This window comes from Acrocarpospora macrocephala (assembly GCF_009687865.1).
GTDB classification, from domain to species: domain Bacteria; phylum Actinomycetota; class Actinomycetes; order Streptosporangiales; family Streptosporangiaceae; genus Acrocarpospora; species Acrocarpospora macrocephala.
In genome coordinates this window covers 23233-42377 of record NZ_BLAE01000072.1, presented here as the reverse complement: position 1 = coordinate 42377, position 19145 = coordinate 23233, and the positions used below count along the sequence as shown (strand labels likewise).

16 protein-coding genes are annotated in these 19145 nt (G+C 69.3%); 9 read left to right on the top strand and 7 right to left on the bottom strand.

The window, feature by feature from the left end:
* Positions 1 to 88: 88 nt before the first annotated feature.
* On the bottom strand, positions 89 to 1354 hold the full coding sequence (locus Amac_RS43970) for a pectate lyase (RefSeq protein ID WP_246269085.1): 1266 nt from the start codon (positions 1352 to 1354) through the stop codon (positions 89 to 91).
* A gap of 426 nt (positions 1355 to 1780) precedes the next feature.
* Here Amac_RS43970 and Amac_RS43965 point away from each other — a divergent pair, with 426 nt between their 5' ends.
* Positions 1781 to 2725 carry a PfkB family carbohydrate kinase gene (locus Amac_RS43965; RefSeq protein WP_155360393.1) on the top strand — a complete coding sequence of 315 codons (945 nt, stop codon included), beginning with the start codon at positions 1781 to 1783 and terminating at the stop codon, positions 2723 to 2725.
* A 112-nt stretch (positions 2726 to 2837) separates the two neighbouring features.
* Here Amac_RS43965 and Amac_RS43960 read toward each other — a convergent pair whose 3' ends face one another.
* The 4 genes from Amac_RS43960 to Amac_RS43945 all read right to left on the bottom strand — a co-directional run bounded on the left by Amac_RS43960 (position 2838) and on the right by Amac_RS43945 (position 7843).
* The gene (locus Amac_RS43960) at positions 2838 to 3602 is read right to left on the bottom strand and encodes an IclR family transcriptional regulator (RefSeq protein WP_155360392.1); all 765 of its coding nucleotides are present in this window, start codon (positions 3600 to 3602) and stop codon (positions 2838 to 2840) included.
* Between the two features lie 12 nt (positions 3603 to 3614).
* Positions 3615 to 5690, bottom strand: coding sequence for a zinc ribbon domain-containing protein (locus Amac_RS43955; protein WP_155360391.1), 2076 nt, complete (start codon positions 5688 to 5690; stop codon positions 3615 to 3617).
* A 222-nt stretch (positions 5691 to 5912) separates the two neighbouring features.
* Positions 5913 to 6869 carry an aldose epimerase family protein gene (locus Amac_RS43950; protein ID WP_155360390.1) on the bottom strand — a complete coding sequence of 319 codons (957 nt, stop codon included), beginning with the start codon at positions 6867 to 6869 and terminating at the stop codon, positions 5913 to 5915.
* Complete coding sequence (locus Amac_RS43945) at positions 6866 to 7843, bottom strand: LacI family DNA-binding transcriptional regulator (RefSeq protein WP_155360389.1); 978 nt, start codon at positions 7841 to 7843, stop codon at positions 6866 to 6868. Before Amac_RS43945 ends, Amac_RS43950 begins: the two co-directional genes overlap by 4 nt.
* Positions 7844 to 8000: 157 nt before the next feature.
* Between Amac_RS43945 and Amac_RS43940 the strand changes: the two genes are divergently transcribed.
* From Amac_RS43940 to Amac_RS43905, 8 genes are all read left to right on the top strand, one after another.
* A complete protein-coding gene (locus Amac_RS43940; RefSeq protein ID WP_155360388.1) occupies positions 8001 to 8912 on the top strand; it encodes a carbohydrate ABC transporter permease in 912 nt (303 codons plus the stop codon).
* Positions 8909 to 9784, top strand: a complete 876-nt coding sequence (locus tag Amac_RS43935) for a carbohydrate ABC transporter permease (RefSeq protein WP_155360387.1) — start codon at positions 8909 to 8911, stop codon at positions 9782 to 9784. The genes Amac_RS43940 and Amac_RS43935 overlap by 4 nt, the downstream gene beginning before the upstream one ends.
* Positions 9784 to 10674, top strand: coding sequence for an NAD-dependent epimerase/dehydratase family protein (locus Amac_RS43930; protein ID WP_155360386.1), 891 nt, complete (start codon positions 9784 to 9786; stop codon positions 10672 to 10674). The genes Amac_RS43935 and Amac_RS43930 overlap by 1 nt, the downstream gene beginning before the upstream one ends.
* Positions 10671 to 11531: a 5-dehydro-4-deoxyglucarate dehydratase gene (locus tag Amac_RS43925; RefSeq protein WP_155360385.1), complete on the top strand. Its 861-nt coding sequence runs from the start codon at positions 10671 to 10673 to the stop codon at positions 11529 to 11531. Before Amac_RS43930 ends, Amac_RS43925 begins: the two co-directional genes overlap by 4 nt.
* The gene (locus Amac_RS43920; protein ID WP_155360384.1) at positions 11528 to 12586 is read left to right on the top strand and encodes a mandelate racemase/muconate lactonizing enzyme family protein; all 1059 of its coding nucleotides are present in this window, start codon (positions 11528 to 11530) and stop codon (positions 12584 to 12586) included. The genes Amac_RS43925 and Amac_RS43920 overlap by 4 nt, the downstream gene beginning before the upstream one ends.
* Entirely contained in the window at positions 12583 to 14607 is a 2025-nt protein-coding gene (locus Amac_RS57760) for a DUF6807 family protein (RefSeq protein ID WP_155360383.1), read from the top strand. Before Amac_RS43920 ends, Amac_RS57760 begins: the two co-directional genes overlap by 4 nt.
* A complete protein-coding gene (locus Amac_RS43910; protein WP_155360382.1) occupies positions 14600 to 15904 on the top strand; it encodes an ABC transporter substrate-binding protein in 1305 nt (434 codons plus the stop codon). Before Amac_RS57760 ends, Amac_RS43910 begins: the two co-directional genes overlap by 8 nt.
* Positions 15905 to 15991: 87 nt before the next feature.
* Positions 15992 to 17266: a pectate lyase family protein gene (locus Amac_RS43905; RefSeq protein ID WP_155360381.1), complete on the top strand. Its 1275-nt coding sequence runs from the start codon at positions 15992 to 15994 to the stop codon at positions 17264 to 17266.
* Positions 17267 to 17612: 346 nt separating this feature from the next.
* On the opposite strand, the gene Amac_RS43900 is transcribed toward Amac_RS43905, so the two are convergent.
* Both Amac_RS43900 and Amac_RS43895 read right to left on the bottom strand, forming a co-directional pair.
* On the bottom strand, positions 17613 to 18227 hold the full coding sequence (locus tag Amac_RS43900) for a GntR family transcriptional regulator (RefSeq protein ID WP_155360380.1): 615 nt from the start codon (positions 18225 to 18227) through the stop codon (positions 17613 to 17615).
* Between the two features lie 452 nt (positions 18228 to 18679).
* Positions 18680 to 19078: a tetratricopeptide repeat protein gene (locus Amac_RS43895; RefSeq protein ID WP_170322957.1), complete on the bottom strand. Its 399-nt coding sequence runs from the start codon at positions 19076 to 19078 to the stop codon at positions 18680 to 18682.
* Positions 19079 to 19145: the final 67 nt, after the last annotated feature.

Below are 19145 nucleotides of genomic sequence, written 5' to 3'. Positions count from 1 at the left end.
GAACCTCCGGGAGTCATGGCGGCACGCCGTCCGCCGGACGAGAAAGAGCTCCGGTCGCCCCGGCGGGCCGGGGCGACCGGAGCCGGCATCACCGGTAGGTGATGTCGGAGGCGTTGTAGATGCAGTTCACGCCATCGGCACCGCTGCCGATCTTGGTGGGCTCACCGGAGGTGGTGCCCCGGTACTTCTCGCAGACCACGACCGCCCTGCTCGGGTCGTTGACGATGGTGACGCCGGAGATGCGGGCGGTGTCGCCATAGTTGGTGTTGATCCCGGCGATCGCCGCCGCGGGCCTGGTGACGGTGATGTTCGAGATCACGACATTCCGCTGGTGCTGGGTGGAGCAGTTGCCGCACGAGCGGTAGACCTTGCCGATGTTCTGGAACTGGAAGTTCCTGATGTACATCGTGCCGGGGCCGTTGTGCTGGAAGACCTTGTCGGACGCCAGCCGCGCGCCGCCGCCGTCGATGGTCATGGTCTGGGACGCGGAGCTGCCCCGGAAGGTGGCGGCGTCCTCGCCGACGTCCTCCCACCAGACGTTCTGCAGCGTGCAGGTGCCCATGCAGTGGATGCCGTCGGCGGCCGGGGCGCCCAGGATGACGTTGCGCAGCGTGGCGCCGTTGGCCAGCTGGAAGATCGGGCCCTGGTCCTCGTCCTGGCTGCCGCTGCCCAGGTCACCGGTGCCGTAGTAACGCCTCATCCCGCCGTCCAGGGTGCCGCTGACGCTGATCGTCGTCGGCACCGCCTGCTGCCCGTTCGCGCTGGGCCAGCCCGGCAGAGGCGGGTTCGTGGTCGGGGTGACCGAGGGCGTGGGTGTCGGGGTGGGGGTGACGGTCGGGGTGGAGCCCGCGGGAGCGAAGTTCCAGTGCTTGCTCGTCACCGAGTCGCACGAGTTCTGCTGCGCGATCGCGCCGGTTGCGGTCGAGCTGTCCTTGATGTTCAGGCACTTGGCGCTGTTGACGTTGATCACCCGGTAGAGCGAGCCGACCTGGGTGAGCGTCCACGTCTGCGACGTCGCGCCGTTACAGGTCTGCTGCTGCACGGCCTTGCCCGCCGACGTGCTGGCGTCGACGACGCCGAGGCACTTGCCGCTGTGCGCCGCGGCGAGGCGGAAGCCGCTCCCCTGCGCCGCCAGGGTGAACCGCTGGTTGGTGCCGCCGGTGCAGGTGAACTGGATCACCGACGCGTTGTCGGCCGTGCTGAAGTTGAGGACGTCAAGGCACTGGCCGCTGTTGCCGTTGACCAGCGTGTACGTGCCCGGCGCCGGCGCGGCCGAGGCCGTGCCCTGGGCCACGACGGCGACGGCCGCCGCCAGCACCAGGCCGAGCGCGAGGGTGAGACTTCGTCGTAACACGATCAGTTTCCCTTCGGAGAGTTGATCTTCAAAAGCAACGCCCCGGACAGGTCAGGTGGCCGGGACATACGAGAAGGGCGTTGTGGAAGTGCGATGACCTCCCTTCCTTTAGTCGGTACGCACAACATAAGCAGGACGTTCCATGTAGCGGAACAGTGCGGGCCCAGAGATCTCGCCGAAATGCGCGAACAGCACGCCCTCCCTGAAAGTTTCAACTTGGCTTGTTCTATGTAGCGACATGCTGTTCCGTTCAATAAAATATACTCAAAGTGAGAAGGACTTCCGCTTCGGCGGGATTTTCGCGGCTTGGTGGTCTTTCGTGTTAGAGCAGGGGGAATCTAGCGCCGGGCGGGACAGAAGCTCGACAGGGATATTCGACATAGAATCGCCCTAGGCGTTGCGTGACATAACATTACATTCCGCTACATGAAACAGGTGGACATGGACGTCGTCGTGATGGGCGAACCGCTGGTCGAGTTCTCGGCGGACCGGGCACTGACCGAGGCCGAGACCTTCCGGCTGTCGTTCTCCGGCGACGCGCTCAACGTAGCGGTGGCGGCGGCCTCCGCTGGGGCGCGGACCGCGCTGGTCACCCTGCTCGGCGAGGACGAGTTCGGGGAGCGGCTGATCAGGTTCGCCGGGTCACGCGGCATCGACACCCGCTGGATGGTCTCCGGACCCGGCTCCACCGGCGCGTACGCGGTCGGCGCGGACCCGAGCGGAACCCGCGCCTTCGCCTACATGCGCCACGGCAGCGCCGCCTCCCGCCTCTCCACCGCCGACCTCACCGGCTCCCCCGTCGCCTACGCCCGCGTCCTGGTTCTCAGCGGCATCACCGCCGCTCTTTCCGACAGCTGCGACGCCGCAGTGCGAACCGCGGCCCGCGCAGCCACCGGCATGGTCGTGTACGACCCCAACTACCGCCACCGCCTGACCGGACCGGAGGCCGCGACAGCCACCCTGGCAGCCGTCGCCCCCCACACCGCACTCCTGAAGATCTCCGCCCCCGGCGACAGCCTCCCCCTCCTGGGCACCACCGACCCTGCGGAAACCGCCCACCGCGTCCGCCAACTCGGCGCCCCCGCCGTCGCGGTCACCCTGGGCGCGCGCGGCGTCCTCCTCGACACCGCCCACTTCACAGACGTGGTCCCCGCCGTCCCCGCCCCCATGATCGTCGACCAGACCGGCGCAGGCGACAACTTCACCGGCGCCCTCGCCGCCTGGCTATCCCGCGGCGCTCCCTTACTCGACGCAGTCCGAGCCGGAACAGCTGCCGCCTCAATCTCCCTCGCAGGCCAAGGCGGCACCGGAAGAGTCGCGGACACCCTAGAAATCGAAAGCCTGCTTGCAGAAACGGTCAGCGGAGCTTAGTGGCGAGACCATCCCTCTTGGCAGGAACGTGACGGTCCCCTCTTGGCACCGGATGCGGCGAGAAGCGTCACCTGTGTAAACGGCGCCGGATAACGGTGAGCAACGCGGAAGCTCAGCGAAGAGTGAGCGTCGTGGGCGCGCCGAGGGCGAGGGAGACCTCGCGGGCCGCCGAGACGATTTCCGGGGCCAGGTCGCGGAGAGCTTCGCGTTCCAGGTCCATGGCGAGAGTGGAGATCGAAATGCCGCCGAGAACCTGGCCGGTGTGGTCGAAGACGGCCGCGCCGACGCAGCGGATGCCGGGGACGTTCTCCTCGTCGTCGACCGCGTAACCGAGCGCCCGTACCCGGCTGAGATGCGCGAGTAGTTCTTCTTCGCCGGTGATGGTGTTGGGCGTGAGCCGTACCAGCTCGGTGCGGGCGCAGATGGCGCGGACCTCGTCGTCGTCGAGCTGGGCCAGCACGGCCTTGCCGATCGCGGTGCAGTAGAGCCGCAGGCTCATCCCGACGCGGGACGGCATCTGGTATGGCCGCCGCCCTTCCAGCTTCTCCACATAGACCGCTTCGTCCCCGCTACGGATGGCGAAATGGGTGGTGAATCCAGTTCTCTCATGTAATGCCCGGAGTGCCCCAGCCGCCTGCCGAGCCGGGTCGAACCGGCTCATCACGCGCCCGGCGAGCGTGAGGATGCGCGGGCCTGGCTCGTATCCCCCGTTCCCGTCAGTACGGGCGAAACCCCACTCCACGAGCGATTGCAGAATGCGGTGCACGGTCGACTTGGACACCCCGGTGGCCGCCGCGATATCGGTGATCCGGTGATGTTCGGCGATCGCCTCAAGAACCGCGAGCGCCTTGTCGATAGAACTGCCTTCCCTCACCACGCCCCGAGCCTACTAAGAGCTATCCCTGAAGTCGGGATAGTCCGGGTTGCGACTGCACCTGTCCGGCGTGGTCCCCCGTGTGGGGGTCTCATCCGGGGTCGGTGCACCGCACGTTCCGGCACTTCGCTGAGCAGAGGCCACCGGGGTGGCTGCCGCGTGATCCCGGCCCACCCGGCAGGCGGGAGAGGGACTCGCTGCGGTTGACTCAGACAGGACTTCTTGCAGCCCTTGAATGCTGTAGGTGTCGAAGAGATGGGCGGCCCGGGTGTAGTCGACGCGGGCCGTGCCCGGGTCGTCGGGGTCGGTCAGGGTGATGCAGGAGGCCAGCGCGGCCGAGACCAGGTCCCGTGGTGCGGTCAGCCCGCACGCGGGGCAGCGATGCTCGCGCTGAGCGAGGGATTTGGCGACCCGAGCGCCGCACAGGCAGTGCTGCGACAGCGCGGTTTGGGTGGTGGAGGCGCGCAGCAGCCGTCCACCGCAGGCGGCGGCCTCGTGTTTCAGGGCGGCGATGAGCATGCCGGGAGTGAACCGGGCCACGCCCCGTCCCCATAGCCGCGTCCAGGTCCGGATGTCGCAGTCCTCGATTACCAGGTTCGCGCCGTGCACAGCGACGATCCGTGCGGCGACCTGGCGGGCCCGGTTCTGCCGGGCCTCGGCGAAACTCCGCGACGCCTGCGCGTGTCTGGTCCGGATCCTGCGATAAGTGGTGGTGAGGGTGTCGGTGCGGTAGGCGTTGCTCGGCGCTCCGCGCTTGTTGGCCACGCGCGGGCCTTTCGGCAGGGCGACCTGTCGTTCGAGCAGCCCCTTGCTGGCGCGGCGTTGGGCCCGGGTCTCCTGCCGTGTGGAGGGGCGATACCGGTCACGGTTGGCGGCGCGGCGGGACCGTTCCAGTGCCCGTGCCCGGCCTTTCGCTTTACGGCGTTCGCGTTCCAGCCGGGCCTGCTCGGCCATAGTCAAGGTGACCAGGGTGGCCGCGACCCCACCGACACCGACTACACCAACCCCACCGGCGGTGCTGCCGTCCGTGCCCGAGGGAGAAGGGCAGGCGGTCCGCGACCCGCCGAGGGCAGCGGGGGCGGAGAACACCGACAGGTTGGACACGTTGCCGTCGATTCCCGCGCGCCGCTCCAACGCGGCGGCCCGCTCGCGGCGATGCCGGGAGGCCGCCGAGGCGTACCCGCGGTCCAGGATCATCAAATGCGCCTCATACGTCCAGCCGCCCGGCGCGGACGCCTTCCGCCGCCGCACCATATCGATCTTGTGCCACAGGTGCGGCCGGTCCAGGAAGTAGACGACCCGGCCCCAGCGGCCCGCCCCCGGCGGCAGCCGGACCGGGATGGCCAGATCATCGGCGTGCGCGCTGGTGTACACCACTGTCAGCGGCCCGGCGTGGTCCCACCACGAGGCGGCCCGCATCACTCGCCTGCCCGAGGCCGCGTGCTTCCCGGTCTCTACCGTCCCGGACAGCATCGCGGGTGCCGACAGGTGGCGGGGCTGGGCCAGGACCGAGGTGCCTGCGGGCATCGCGAGCGCATCGGCGACCGTGACCGACGCCGCCGTCCGCTGCCTGCCCCGCCAGGACGCACCGCGGGCGCCCGGGATGCCGGGAGCGGCATAGGCGTCCAGATGCCCCTGCAGCGTCCCGGCCAGGCGGAAGGTCTCCCACTTGCGCTCCTGGGTATGCGAGCGCGCACGGCCCGGGATCCGGGTGAACGCCCACCACGACCCGATCTTCGGCCTCCCGGCCCGTCTCCCGGTGGCATCGGGGAACAGGTGCCGGTCCACCCCCGTCCACACCTCATCGGCCAGATGCATCGCCAGGGCCTTCGACAGATGGTGCCGCAGATGGCCGGAGTTCTCCAGATGGGCGTAGGCAGCGTGCTCCAGCCCGTCCCGCGACAGGCCCAGCCCGACTCGCCAGGCTTTCGCGTCGTCCCTGCGGCGATGGACCCCGGCCCAGTAGGCGGCCACCCGATCGGAGGCGTCCCGCTGCAGCGCCCGCTTCAGCGACCACGCCGCGGAGAAGAGTTTCTCCATCCGCACTCGCGCGGCCGGGTCCGACATATCCATCGGCAGCCGGATCACCACGACCGGCGCGTCCTTAAGCCTCCGCCAAGCCGGCCGCTTGTTCCTCCCGCGGAAGCGCCGCCCGCCCGCGGCACCCTCCGCCACACTTGTCGTATCGGCGGGAGGAACCAGGACAACCCCCTCATCGGCTGCCCCTGTGTTCTCCCTGGTCACGGTCACCACACCAGCATGCCCGACGCCACCGACAATTCTCGAAGGGTCACTTCGCTCCCGGCGTCCGGCTTACCCGGAGCGGAAGCGGCAGTCCGTTCGCGCGGTGAACTCCTCGCCGGGCCGGAGCACGGTGGACGGGAAGCCGGGCTGGTTCGGCGAGTCGGGGAAGTGCTGGGTCTCCAGGCACAGCCCGGCATGCGGGCCGTACGGGGTGATCTGGGGGCTGAGCATGCCCCCGGCGTAGAACTGGACCCCCGGCTGCGTGGTGGCCACCTCAAGCGCGAGATCCTCGTGCTCGACCCGGATCTTCACCCCGTCCCCCGGGTTGAGGACGTAGTTGTGGTCGTACGCCCCCTGGATCCGCTCCCCCACCCGCCGAGGAACCCGGAAGTCGAACGGCGTCCCCTCGACCGGGGCGATGCCGGTGGGGATCTTGTGCTCGTCCACCGGCGTGTACCGGTCAGCGTCGATCATGACCACGTGATCGAGCACGTCACCCGAGCCCGCCAGGTTGAAATACGAGTGATTGGTCAGGTTGAGCACGGTCGGGGCGTCGGTGAACGCCGAGTAGGAGATGCGCAGGCCGCCTTCGCCCAGCGTGTAGGTGACCGAGACGCGAAGCGTGCCCGGGTAGCCCTCCTCGCCGTCCGCGCTGACATAGCTGAGCCGTAGCAGGGAGTCCCCGTCCGGATCGGCGATCCAGACCCGCTTGTCGAACCCCTTCAGACCGCCGTGTAAGTGCGCGGTCCCGTTGTTCTGGGCGAGTTCATACGGTTTCCCGTCCAGCTCGAACCGGCCGTTCGCGAGGCGGTTGCCGTACCGGCCGACGACCGCACCGAAATACCGGCTCCGAACGCGATAGTCGGCCAGGGTTTCGCAGCCGAGCACGACATTGCGCCCGGCCACCTCCAGCGACTGGATCACGCAACCGTAGGTGAGCACGCGCGCGGTGAGCTCGCCCGACGTGAGCGTGTACCGCTCGACGCTCTCCCCCTCGGGCGTGACGCCGAAATGTTCGGATCTCATGGAGGCACCGGTCCCGTCGAATCGCGGATGATCAGATGGGTGGCCAGGGTGGCGAGCGCGGGGGTGGCCGTCTCGCCCGCGCCGACGAGCTGGAGCAGCAGGTCCACGGCGGTCCGGCCGGCGGCCTCGGTCGGCATGGCCACAGTGGTCAGTTTGGGCCGGGTCAGGCGGCCCGGCACGATGTCGTCCACGCCGACCACGCTGATCCGCCCCGGCACCTCGACGCCGCGCTCGTCCAGTCCCTCGACCAGGCCGATCGCCATCAGGTCGTTGTAGGCGAGCACCGCGGTCACATCCGCGGCCAGCACCGCGTCGGCCGCGGCGAGGCCGCCGTGCTCGGTCGGCGAGTTGGGCCCGAGGATGGACAGCTCGATGCCGTCCATGGCGCGGGCCGCGTCCGACATCTCCCTGCTCGTCCAGGATCCGGCCGGACCGGCCAGCAGCGCGATCCTGCGGTGCCCGAGCGTCATCAGGTGCTCGATCGCCAGCCGCGCGCCGTTCCCGACGTCCATCAGCACCGTGGACATGCCCTTCAGCCGCCGGTTGACCACGACGAACGGCACGTCCTCGCCGAGCTTCTCGATGGCCCGGTTGGACAGGCGCGGGCTGCACAGCAGCACCCCGTCCACCTGCTTGGTCAGGGTCTGGATGAGCTCCTCCTCGACCTGCGGATCCTCGTCGGTGTCGGCGACGAAGACGTGGTAGTCGCGGAGCCGGGCGTGCGCCTGGGCGGCCTTGATCAGCGGCGGGAAGAAGGGGTTGGAGATGTCGGCCACGATCAGCCCCAGGTTGTGGGTCCGCCCCGTGGTCAGCGCCCGGGCCGCCCGGTTGGGGCGGTAGCCGAGATCCTCCGCGATCGCCAGCACCCGGTTCCGGGTCTCCGGATTGACCAGGTGCGGCGCCGAGAACGTCCGGGAGACGGTCGAGACGTGCACCCCGGACGCCCGAGCCACGTCACGGATCGTCGCTGCCACAGAACCCCTTTCCACCGCATTGAGCGCAGATTACTGCAAGCGGTTGCATCAATGTCAAGCGGAGCAAATCTACCTCTTGACGTTTCCTGGGGGTGAATGCCATGTTTCATGCAACCGGTTGCAGAACTTCCCCTCCGAACTGAAGGAGTTACCGGCCATGGCGGTCGCCGTGGAAGGAAGACGCCGCCGACCTCGGCGGCCAGGAAAATCACGAACCCCATACGTTCTGATCGCGCCGGCTGTCGTGGCCATGCTCGGGTTCCTCGTGTACCCGATGGCCAGCGTGCTCTACTACAGCCTGCAGCACTACAACGTGAGCAAACCCTGGGAGGACGGCTTCGCCGGCCTCGCCAACTTCCAGGCCCTGCTGGACGATCCCCTGTTCTGGCAGAGCCTGGGCTTCAGCGCCAAGTGGGTGCTGGTCGAGGTCACGCTGCAGCTGCTGTTCGGCCTGGCGCTCGCGCTGATCGTCAACGAGACGTTCGTCGGCCGCGGGCTCTCCCGCGCGCTGGTGTTCTCGCCGTGGGCGGTCTCCGGGGTGCTCACCACGGGCATCTGGATCCTGCTCTACAACCCGACCACGGGCGTCTTCCGCTACCTGGCGGACCTGGGCATCGGCTCGTACGACACCGCGCCGCTGGCCGACCCGAACACGGTGTTCACCGCGGCCGTGGTGGCCGAACTGTGGCGCGGGGTGCCGTTCTTCGCCATCCTGCTCCTGGCCGACCTGCAGACGATCAACAACGACCTGTACGAGGCCGCCGCCGTCGACGGCGCGAGCCGGATCCGCCGCTTCGTCCACATCACGCTGCCGCACCTCAAGGACGCGATCATCCTGTCCACCCTGCTCCGCGCGGTGTGGGAGTTCAACAACGTGGACCTGCTCTACACGCTGACCGGCGGCGGCCCTGCCCACCAGACCACCACGCTCCCGCTGTACGTGGCGGCCAAGGCCGTGCAGTCCCACGACTTCGGTTACGGCTCGGCGCTGACCACGGTCGCGTTCCTGATCCTGACCTTCTTCTCGATCGCCTATCTCAGGCTGAGCAAGTTCGGAGCGCGCACGTGACCACCACCCTCCCCCGCGCCCAGCTGCCCGCGCCGGTGCGCACGCCCCCGCCCAGGAGCCGATCCCAGCGGGTCAGCCGCTGGCAGATCTACCTGCCGCTCGGGCTCTACCTGCTGTTCACCCTGGTCCCGTTCTACTGGATGCTGGTGTTCGCGTTCCGCCCGCGCGGCTCCGACTCGCTGCTGCCGTGGCCGATCACGTTCGACAACTTCGCCACCGTGTGGACCGGCATGGGCTTCGGCGTGTTCTTCCAGAACAGCCTGCTGGTCGGCGTCGCCTCGCTCATCTCGACCACGGTGATCGCCCTGTCCGGGGGTTACGCGCTGGCCCGCTACGCCTTCCGGGGGCGCCAGCTGTTCCTGGTCGCGATGCTCTGCACCCAGTTCATCCCGGGCGCGATGATGCTGATCCCGCTGTTTGAGATCTTCCGCACGCTCGGCCTGGTCAACTCGCTGTGGGCGCTGGTGATCGCCGAGACGGTGTTCCAGCTGCCGCTGTCGCTGATCCTGATCAGCGGTTTCATCCGCAACATCCCGGTCGAGCTGGAGCAGGCGGCCTGGGTGGACGGCTGCAGCCGGTTGCGCGGCTTCTTCGCGGTCGTGCTGCCGATGCTGCGCCCCGCGCTGATCGCGGTGGGTTCGTTCGCGTTCATCCACAGCTGGAATAACTTCCTGTTCGCGCTCATGTTCGTCAGCGAGCAGGAGAAGTTCACGCTGCCGGTCGGGCTGGCGTTCACCATCGGCGAGTTCAGCGTGGACTTCGGCGCACTGGCCGCCGGGGGCGTGGTCGCCGCCGTGCCGGTGGTGCTGGTGTTCGCGGTCATCCAGCGGTATCTCGTGCAGGGCATGTCGGCCGGGGCGGTGAAGGGCTGATGCGCGTCCTGGTCACCGGCAGCGCCGGACGGTTCGGCCGCAGCGTGGTCGTCGCGCTGGCCCAGGCCGGGCACGAGGTGATCGGCATCGACACCGCGCCGGGCTCCCCGCCGGAGGCGGCGGTCACGCTGCCCGCCGACCTGACCGATCTGGGGGAGGCGTTCAGCGTCATGAACCGGTTCCGGCCGGAGGCGGTCGTGCATCTGGCGGCGGTGGCGACGCCGTTCAGCCGTACCGACGGGCTGACGTTCCGGGTCAACAGCGCGCTGGCCTTCAACGTCTGCGAGGCGGCGACCGCCGTCGGCGTCTCGCGGATCGTGGTGGCGAGCAGCCCGACCGTGATCGGGTACGGCGCGCCCGGCGGGTGGACGCCCGCCTACCTGCCCATCGACGAAGCCCATCCGGCCGCGCCGTGGAACGCCTACAGCGTGTCCAAGCTGGTCGCGGAGCAGGTGATGGCGACGTTCGCGCGCTCCCATCCGGAGCTGCGGCTGGCCGCGATCCGGCCGTGTTTCGTGGTCGCGCCGGAGGAGTGGGAGGGCATGCCCACCCAGTCCGGGCACACCATCAGAGAGCGGCTGGACCGGCCGGACATCGCCGGGGTGTCGCTGTTCAACTACGTGGACGCCCGGGACGCCTCCGACCTGCTGCTGGCCCTGATCGAGCGGCTCTACGAGCTGCCCAGCGGCGAGGTGTTCTTCGCCGGGGCCGCCGACGCGCTGGCCCGGGCCCCGCTGGCGGAGCTGCTGCCCCAGGTCATCCCGTCCACCGCCGGGCACGCCTCCGGGCTGACCGGCACCCTGCCGGCGTTCTCCTCGGCCAAGGCGGAACGCCTGCTCGGCTGGCAGGCCAAACGCAGCTGGCGCACCGAACTGGGAGATCTCTCGTGAACCTCACCGGCGTCCTGTTCTTTCCCGTGACCCCGTTCGGCCCGGACGGGCGGCTGGCCGGTGACGTGCTGGCCGAGCACATCGCGGCGGGCCTGCGCCACGGCCCCGGCGGGGTGTTCGTGGCCTGCGGCACCGGCGAGTTCTCCGCGCTGTCGGAGGCCGAGCACGCCCGCGCCGTACAGATCGCGACCGCGACCGTGGCCGGGCGCGTGCCGGTGGTGGCCGGGGCGGGCGGTCCCCTCGGGGCCGCGCTCGCCCAGGCCCGCGCGGCCCGCGAGGCGGGCGCCGACGGCCTGCTGCTGATGCCGCCCTACCTGGCCAAAGGCCCGCGCGGCGGCTACCTGGAGTATGTCCGCGCGGTCGCGGCCGTGGGCCTGCCGATCATCGTGTACGCCCGGGACGCGGTCGTCCTGGAACCCGAGGACGTCCAGGACCTCGCCGAGATCCCCGGCGTCGTCGGCCTCAAGGACGGCATCGGGGACATCGACCGCATCCAGCGCATCGTCCTCGCCGCCAGGCCGGGCTTCACCTTCTTCAACGGCCTGCCGACCGCCGAACTCACCATGCCCGCCTACCGCGCGATCGGCGTCACCCTCTATTCCTCCGCCGCCTTCGCCTTCGCCCCAGAGATCGCCCTGGCCTTCCTCAATGGACACGACCGCCTGCTCACCGAGTTCTACGCCCCGCTGGTACGGCTCCGCAGCCGCGTCCCCGGCTACGCCGTCTCCCTGGTCAAAGCAGGGGTACGCCTCCGGGGCCTGGACGTCGGCCCGGTCCGCCCGCCGTTGACCGACCTGTCCCCCGACCATCTGGACGAGCTCGACGGGCTCATCAAGACGGGGCTCAGCCTGCTATGACCATCACCGGGCTGCGCACCGTGTTACATCGGGCCGAGTTACCCCGCCCGTGGGGCCCCGATGTGCCCGCCAACCACGTGATCGCCTGCGAGCTCACCCTGGCCGACGGGAGCGTGGGCACCGGCTTCTCGTGGACGCCGAAGATCGGCGCCAAGGCGGCTCAGGCCCTGCTGGACGGCGAGATCGCCGAGTTGATGACCGGTCTGCCCGGTCACCCGGAGCTCGTCTGGGATCACCTGTGGTCATCGCTGCGGGAAGCCGGGGGCGGCGGGCTGATCACGATCGCGCTGGCGGCGGTGGACATCGCGCTGTGGGATCTGCGGGCGCTGCGGGCCGGGCTCGGCCTGGCCGACCTGCTCGGGCGGCGGCGCGACAGCGTCCCGGTCTATGGCAGCGGCGTGAACCGTCATTATTCGCTCCCCGAACTCGTCCAGCAGGCCCGGCGCTGGACCGGCTACCCGGCCGTGAAGATCAAGGTCGGGCGGCCCGATGACATCGAACGGGTGGCCGCCGTCCGTGCGGCGATCGGCCCGGACGTGCTCCTGATGATCGACGCCAACCAGCGGTGGAATCTCCCCCAGGCCCGGCGAGCCATCGCACTGCTGGAACCGTTCGGGCTGCACTGGGTGGAGGAACCCCTTCCCGCCGACGACATCGACGGTCTGGCCCGGCTCCGCGCCCTGGTCGACGTCCCGATCGCGGTGGGCGAGAGCAACTACACGATCTACGAGTTCCGGGACCTGCTCGCGGCGGGCGCGTGCGACATCGTGCAGCCCAACGTGGTCCGGGTCGGCGGCATCACCCCGCTCCTCCGCATCGCCGAACTCGCCAGGACCTACTCGATCCCGACATATCCGCATTTGCTGCCCGAGCTGTCGGGGCAGCTCGCGCTCGCGCTGCCGCTGCCCTGCATGGTCGAGGACGTCGAGGACGCCTCCTTCGCCGCGCTCGGGCTGATGGCTGCCTCTCCCGTCGAGCTCGGGCCCGGCGGGCTGAAAGTACGGGACCACCTGGGCCATGGGATCCGCTTCCAACCGATGGGAGGCCGCAGATGAACGGCACGGCTCGACGTGAGACCCCGGCGCCCCGCCTGACCCGCGCGCCGGTGCCGGTCGTGCTGGTCGGCGCGTACGGGCACGGGTGGTGGCATCTGGAGAACCTGCGCAGGCTCACCCAGGCCGGGATCGTCCGGCTGGCGGGGGTCTGCGATGTGCGGCCGGTGGAGCCGGAGCGGCTGCGCGGGCTCGGGCGGCCGGAGCAGTCCGAGGATCTCGGACAGCTGATCGAGCGGACCGGGGCGAAGATCACGATTCTGGTGACGCCCATCCAGACCCACGCGGAGCTGGCGGTCCGGGCGCTGGAGGCGGGGTCGCATCTGCTGCTGGAGAAGCCGCCCGCGGCCACGTTCGCCGGGTTCCAGCGGATCTCCGCGGTGGCCGCGCGGACCGGTCTCGGCTGCCAGGTGGGGTTCCAGAGTCTGGGGTCCGCGGCGATTCCGGCCATCCGGCAGCTGATCGCCGATGGGGTCGTGGGGCGGGTGAAGGGGATCGGGGTGGCAGGAGCGTGGGAGCGCGACACCGCGTACTTCACCCGCTCCGCCTGGGCCGGGCGGCGGCGGGTGGGTGGGGTCGAGGTGGTGGACGGGGCGCTGACCAACCCGTTCGCGCATGCCGTGGCGACCGCGCTGGCCGTCGCCGGGGGCGGGGACGCCGACGAGGTGACCGGGGTGGATGTGGAGCTTTATCACGCCAATGCCATCGAGGCGGATGACACCTCGTGCCTGCGCATCCGGCTGGCGGACGGGCCGCCGATCACAGTGGCGGTGAGCCTCACGGCGTCGCGGCGGCACGAGCCGTACGTGGTCGTGCACGGCACCGAGGGGCGGATCACGCTCACGTACACGCTGGATCGGGTGCGGGTGGAGCGGGTCTGCCGGGAGGTGACCACAGTGGTGCACCCGCGCGGCGACCTGCTGGAGAACCTGGTCGCGCACGTGCGGGACGGTGATCCGCTGCTGGTGCCGCTGGCCAGGACGGGCGCGTTCATGCGGGTGCTGGAGACGATCCGGCTGGCGCCCGATCCGCTGCCGATCCCGGACGAGCACCAGGAGATCGACCGGGACGAGCGTGGCGCGGTCGTACGGCGGGTGCTGCCGGGGATCGCCAACCTGACCGCGCGCAGCGCCGAGCATCTGGCGCTCTACTCCGAGCTGGACGTGCCGTGGGCCACGCCGCGCGCGGTGTTGCGGGTGCGCGAGCGGGCGGTGGCCGAATACAGCTGGCGGCCCGAGCTGGCGACCACGTTGTCGCCCCGGCCGTACCTGCATCCGGTGCGCACGCTCGGCGGGGTCACGGTGACCGAGCTGAACCCGGCCGATCACGTGCACCACCTGGGGGTGTCGGTCGCGATCGCGGATGTGGGCGGGCGTAACTTCTGGGGCGGCCGGACCTATGTCCGGGATGTCGGGCCGACCTGGCTGGACGATCATGGCGTGCAGCGGCACCTCACCTTCGTCCGCCGGGACGAGCACGGATTCACCGAGACGCTGCGCTGGGCCGGGCCCGACGGGGTCGAGATCCTCGACGAGGAGCGCACCGTGACGGCGGTGCCGCTGGGCGGGTGCTGGGCGCTGGACTTCCGGTTCACACTGAGCAACCTGACCGGCTCCCGGCTGCTGGTGCAGAGTTCGGCCACCAAAGGCCGGGCGGGCGCGGGATACGGCGGCTTCTTCTGGCGGGCACCCGGCTCCTCGACTGAACGGGCGGCTTTTACCCCGGACGGCGGCGAGCCGCACGGCAGCCGCGCGCCCTGGCTGGCCATGTCCGGCAGCGCGGCCGAGGGCGACTGGACGCTGGTCTTCGTCCAGGACGCGGATCCCTGGTTCGTCCGGGTCGAGGAGTACCCGGGCGCCGGGCCCGCCCTGGCCTGGGATCAGCCCTTGGTGGTGGAGCGCACGCTCACCCGGCGAATCGTCACGGTCGTAGCGGACGGACGGCTGAGCCGTACCCAGGCCGAGACGCTCGCCACCCAAACGTCGGGGGGACAACCGAAAAGAAAGGCAGAGGATCATGGCTAAACGCCTGTTCATCTCCGCGATCGTCGTTATGACCGCACTGTCCGGGTGCGGCGGCGAGACAACCCCTTCTGGCGACGCCAAAACGAAGATCACCTTCTGGGACGACAACGGCGGCCCGGCCCGCACCCCGGTGTGGGAGCACATCATCGCCGAGTTCGAGAAGGCCAACCCCACCGTCGACGTGCAGTATGTCGGCATCCCCATCGCCCAGGCGCAGCAGAAATACGACACCGCCATCGCCGGCGGCGGCCTGCCCGACGTGGGCGGCGTCTCCACCGCGATGCTCGGCAACATGGTGGCCCGCAAGGCGCTCGACCCGGTCGACGACAAGATCGCGGCCGGCGCCCTGAACGGCAAGCTCAACGAGCAGGTCGTCACCACGGTGAAGGCGACCGTGCCGGACGGCAAGACCTACATGGTGCCGCTGTCGACCAACATGGGCGTCTTCTGGTACCGCACCGACTGGCTCAAGGAAGCCGGGCTCGAACCCCCGCAGACCTGGGACGCCTTCTTCACCACCGTGGAGAAGCTCACCGACAAGGACAACAACCGCAACGGCTTCACCATCCGCGGCGCCGCAGGATCCATCGCCCAGATGCTCGAAGTCGTGTACGGCCAGTCCGGCATCACCGAGATCTTCGACGCCACCGGCAAGTCCACCGTGAACGACCCGAAGAACGTGGCGGCGCTGGAACGCCTGGTCAAGCTCTACAAGGCGCATACCCCCACCGCCGACGTGACCAACGACTACCCCAAGATGGTCGCCCAGTTCGACGGCGGCAGCATCGGGATCATGCAGCACAACCTGGGCTCCTACAACGACCACGTGAAAACGCTCGGCGCGGACAAGGTGGCGGCGCTGCCGGTGCCCCGCCCCGCCGAAGGCGCGGGCCGGGTCGTGCTGTCCAACCCGGTCGCCGGGATCGGCGTCTTCTCCAGCGGCAAGAACAAGGACCTCGCGTTCAAGTTCGCCGAGTTCGCGGCGTCCAAGGAGATGGACAGCTACTGGGCCGACAAGACCGGCGTGCTGCCGGCCAACACCGAGGTGAACGGGGAGGCGTGGATTGCCGAGCGGCAGCACATCGCGGCCGCCGTGGAAGTGCTCAACGACCCGGCGACCAAGATCGTGCAGATGCCGTACTACCTGCCGGAGTTCAACGCGATCACCAAGACCGACGCGGAGCCGGTGTTCCAGAAGGTGCTGCTGGGCGAGGCGCCCGCGAGCCAGCTGCTCGACCAGATCGCGAACGCGCTGACCGAGGCCCAGGCCGGGTGGAAGCAGCGCAACGGCGGGTGACCCACTCCGACCACCGCGCGTCTCCCGCCCCCTGACCTGGCGGGAGCCGCGCGGACCCCTCTTTTTACTTAGGGAGTTCTTCCAACCATGCGCAAAACCGCTCTGGCGACGGCCTTACTGGCCGTTTCCGCCCTCCTGACCGCGCCCGCCTCCGCCGTGGAACTCGGCCGCCAGACGCTCCCCGCCGGTGACGGCTGGGGTTCCGAAGGCGCCGGTACGACCGGCGGGTCGGCCGCCACGACCACCTACACGGTCTCCACCCGCGCCCAGTTCGTGGCCGCGCTCGCCGCCCCCAGCCCGAAGATCATCTACATCAAGGGCGTCATCGACGGCAACACCTCCGACACCGGCGCCCAGCTGACCTGCGCGTCGTACGCGACGGGTGGCTACACCCTGGCTGGATACCTGGCCGCCTACGACCCCGCGACCTGGGGCACCGCGGACCCGTCCGGGCCGATGGAAGACGCCCGCGCCGCCTCCGCCGCCGCGCAGACCGCGCACATCAAACGCAAGGTCGGCTCCAACACGACCATCGTCGGACTCCGCGGCGCCACCCTGCGCGGCTTCAACCTGCACGTGGACAAAGCCGACAACGTCATCATCCGGAACATCACCTTCGAGGACGCGTACGACTGCTTCCCGCAGTGGGACCCGACCGATGGAGCGACCGGCAACTGGAACTCGCTCTACGACAACATCTCCGTGACCGGCTCGACACACGTATGGGCCGACCACAACACCTTCACCGACGGAACCAACCCCGACTCCTCACAGCCGGTGTATTTCGGGCGCCCCTACCAGGTCCATGACGGCCAACTCGACATCACCAACGGCTCCAACTTCGTCACCGTGTCCTGGAACGTCTTCCGCGGCCACGACAAAACCATGCTGATCGGCTCCACCAACACCCCGACCCAGGACCTCGGCAAACTCAAGGTCACCGTCCACCACAACGCCTTCGACACCACCCTGCAGCGCCTGCCACGCGTACGGTTCGGCCAGGTCCACGTCTACAACAACTACTACGAGATCCCCGACCCAGCAGACTTCGTCTACGCCCTCGGCGTCGGCGTCCAGTCCCAAATCTTCGCCGAAAACAACTTCTTCCGCCTCGGCCGCGCCATCGACCCCGCCACCCTCCTCTTCAACTGGGGCGGCACCGCCCTAACCACCCGAGGCGACGTCCTCCGAGTCGGCGGCAAGGTAACCCCCATCAACCTGGTGGGCGTATACAACGCCAAAAACGACCCCGACTTCCTCCCAGACGCAGGCTGGACCCCAACCCTCCACACCACCATCGACCCCGCCGAAGACATCCGCCGCTCAGTCTCCCGCCACGCCGGCGCAGGCGAAATCTCGTAAACCACCCGCAGAAAATCAGAACGCAGGGTTGGCGTGATCGTCGCCAACTCGGCTCTGTGTTCTTCCGCGCGCGGCTGGCTCCCACGGCCGCGCGCGGACCATAACGCGTCCTCAGAGGCTGCCGTCCACTGTCTCAGAATCTTGCCCAGTGGTGTTTGGCCAGGCAGAGGGGCTGTATGCCCTTTGGTGCAATCCCTACCCTTTGCGCCCCGCCTCTCGCCACGCCCCACGATCTCAGCATCATCAAAGACACCCCAGACTCCCTCGAGACCCCGGCTTCGTGCGGGGGTCCTTTCTGCGTTGAAAGCCAAAGGGCCCAGCCCGGCCCGCCCCCAGGCGCACCCGGTTACCTCTCCTCCCGACGGCCTCGATGACGAGCAATCGTCTTCTGCCATTCCTGCTCGGAAGGCCACCTTTCCGCCGAGGTGACGAAGCTCCCCATGTCCGCGACGGTGTACACCCAGCCCTTCTCCCGCAGGACGGCCGTCGCTTCCCCTGCTGTGACCAGGCTGGTCTGGAATCGCTTAGCGAGCATTCTCCGGCTCGGGATCTGGCCGCCCGCCGGTATGTCACCGGCCCGGATTCGCGTGGCCAGTTCATCGGCGATCACCAGATACGCCGGCATCACCGCGGGAGCGGGTGTGGTGTCCTCCGGTCCGACGAACGTGCCCGCCCCCGCCACGGTGTGCGCCAGCTTCCGCGTCCGCAACGCCTCATGGGCCTTCCGCGAGGTCGTGATCGAGACGTTGTATTGCTGGGCCAGTTCGGTTTGGCTGCCGATCCGGTCTCCGGGAACCAGTTTCCCTTGATGGATCAGCTTCTCGATGTCGTTGGCGATTCGCACGTACAGCGGGTCTTCATCCCCCTCGGCCGCGCCGCGTGGTGGGCGTCCCGGACCTCTGCCGGTTTCCTTCACCCAGTCCTGGCCGCCCGGGACGGCTTCGTTTCTACCGGTCATCATCTATTCCCGCCCCCAGCGGGACCTGTTTGGTTGAGGGGCGACACCATTGACTTCCACTGACTTCCGCTGGGCGGGCCGTTCAACGGCCGCGAAGGTAGGTGAGGGTGACTTCGATCTCCCGCCGGGGGTGGTCGGGCCTCCTGTCAGCCAGGCAAAACGGAGAACTCGGGCATACAGGAGGCCCTCCCACGCCTTAGGGGCCCTGGGGGTGGTCGAGCCTCCCACCGGCCGGGCTCCAAACTCGGGCCGGGTAGGAGGCCCTTCCACGTCTTGGGCGGCTCGGGCCACAGGTGAGGCGCGACACCATCGACACATCGACCCATGCGTCAGCGACGGGAACCGGGCGAGAGGGCCTGCATTGACCGCAATCCGCAGCCAGAGCGACGGCACCGTTCACTGGACGGCGGTGCACGGGAAGAATCTTCATGGTCGGATTCGTCTGGGCGGGTCGTTCAACGGCCTTGCAGGTAGGTGAGCGTGATCTGGATCTCCCGCCGTAGTTTCGCCGCCGGGGGATCGGTGAAGGCGGCCAGCGCCGCCAGCGCATGCCCCCACTGTATGCGCGCCTGCGGGAGGCATTGCAGCGAGGCCATGGCCTTGCCCATCCCAATCAGACTGAGCCCCTGATGCCAGCGGTCGCCCAGGTCGCGGTGGACAGCTTCGGCCGCGCGGTGCAGGGTGACCGCCTCCTCCGCGCGGCCCTGCTCCCGATGGACCTCGGCGGCCGCGTCCAGAGCCAAGGCTTCGCCGCCGCGGTCGCCGAACTCGCGGTGGAGGTCGGCGGCACGCTGGTAGGCCTCCAGCGCCTCGGCGCTCTGCCCGGCCGCGCGCTGCACATGGCCGAGCTCCACGAGCCAAGAGCCCCGCCAGATCGGATTGCCGACGGTGGCGGCGGTCGTGGCGATGGCCAGCGCGGCA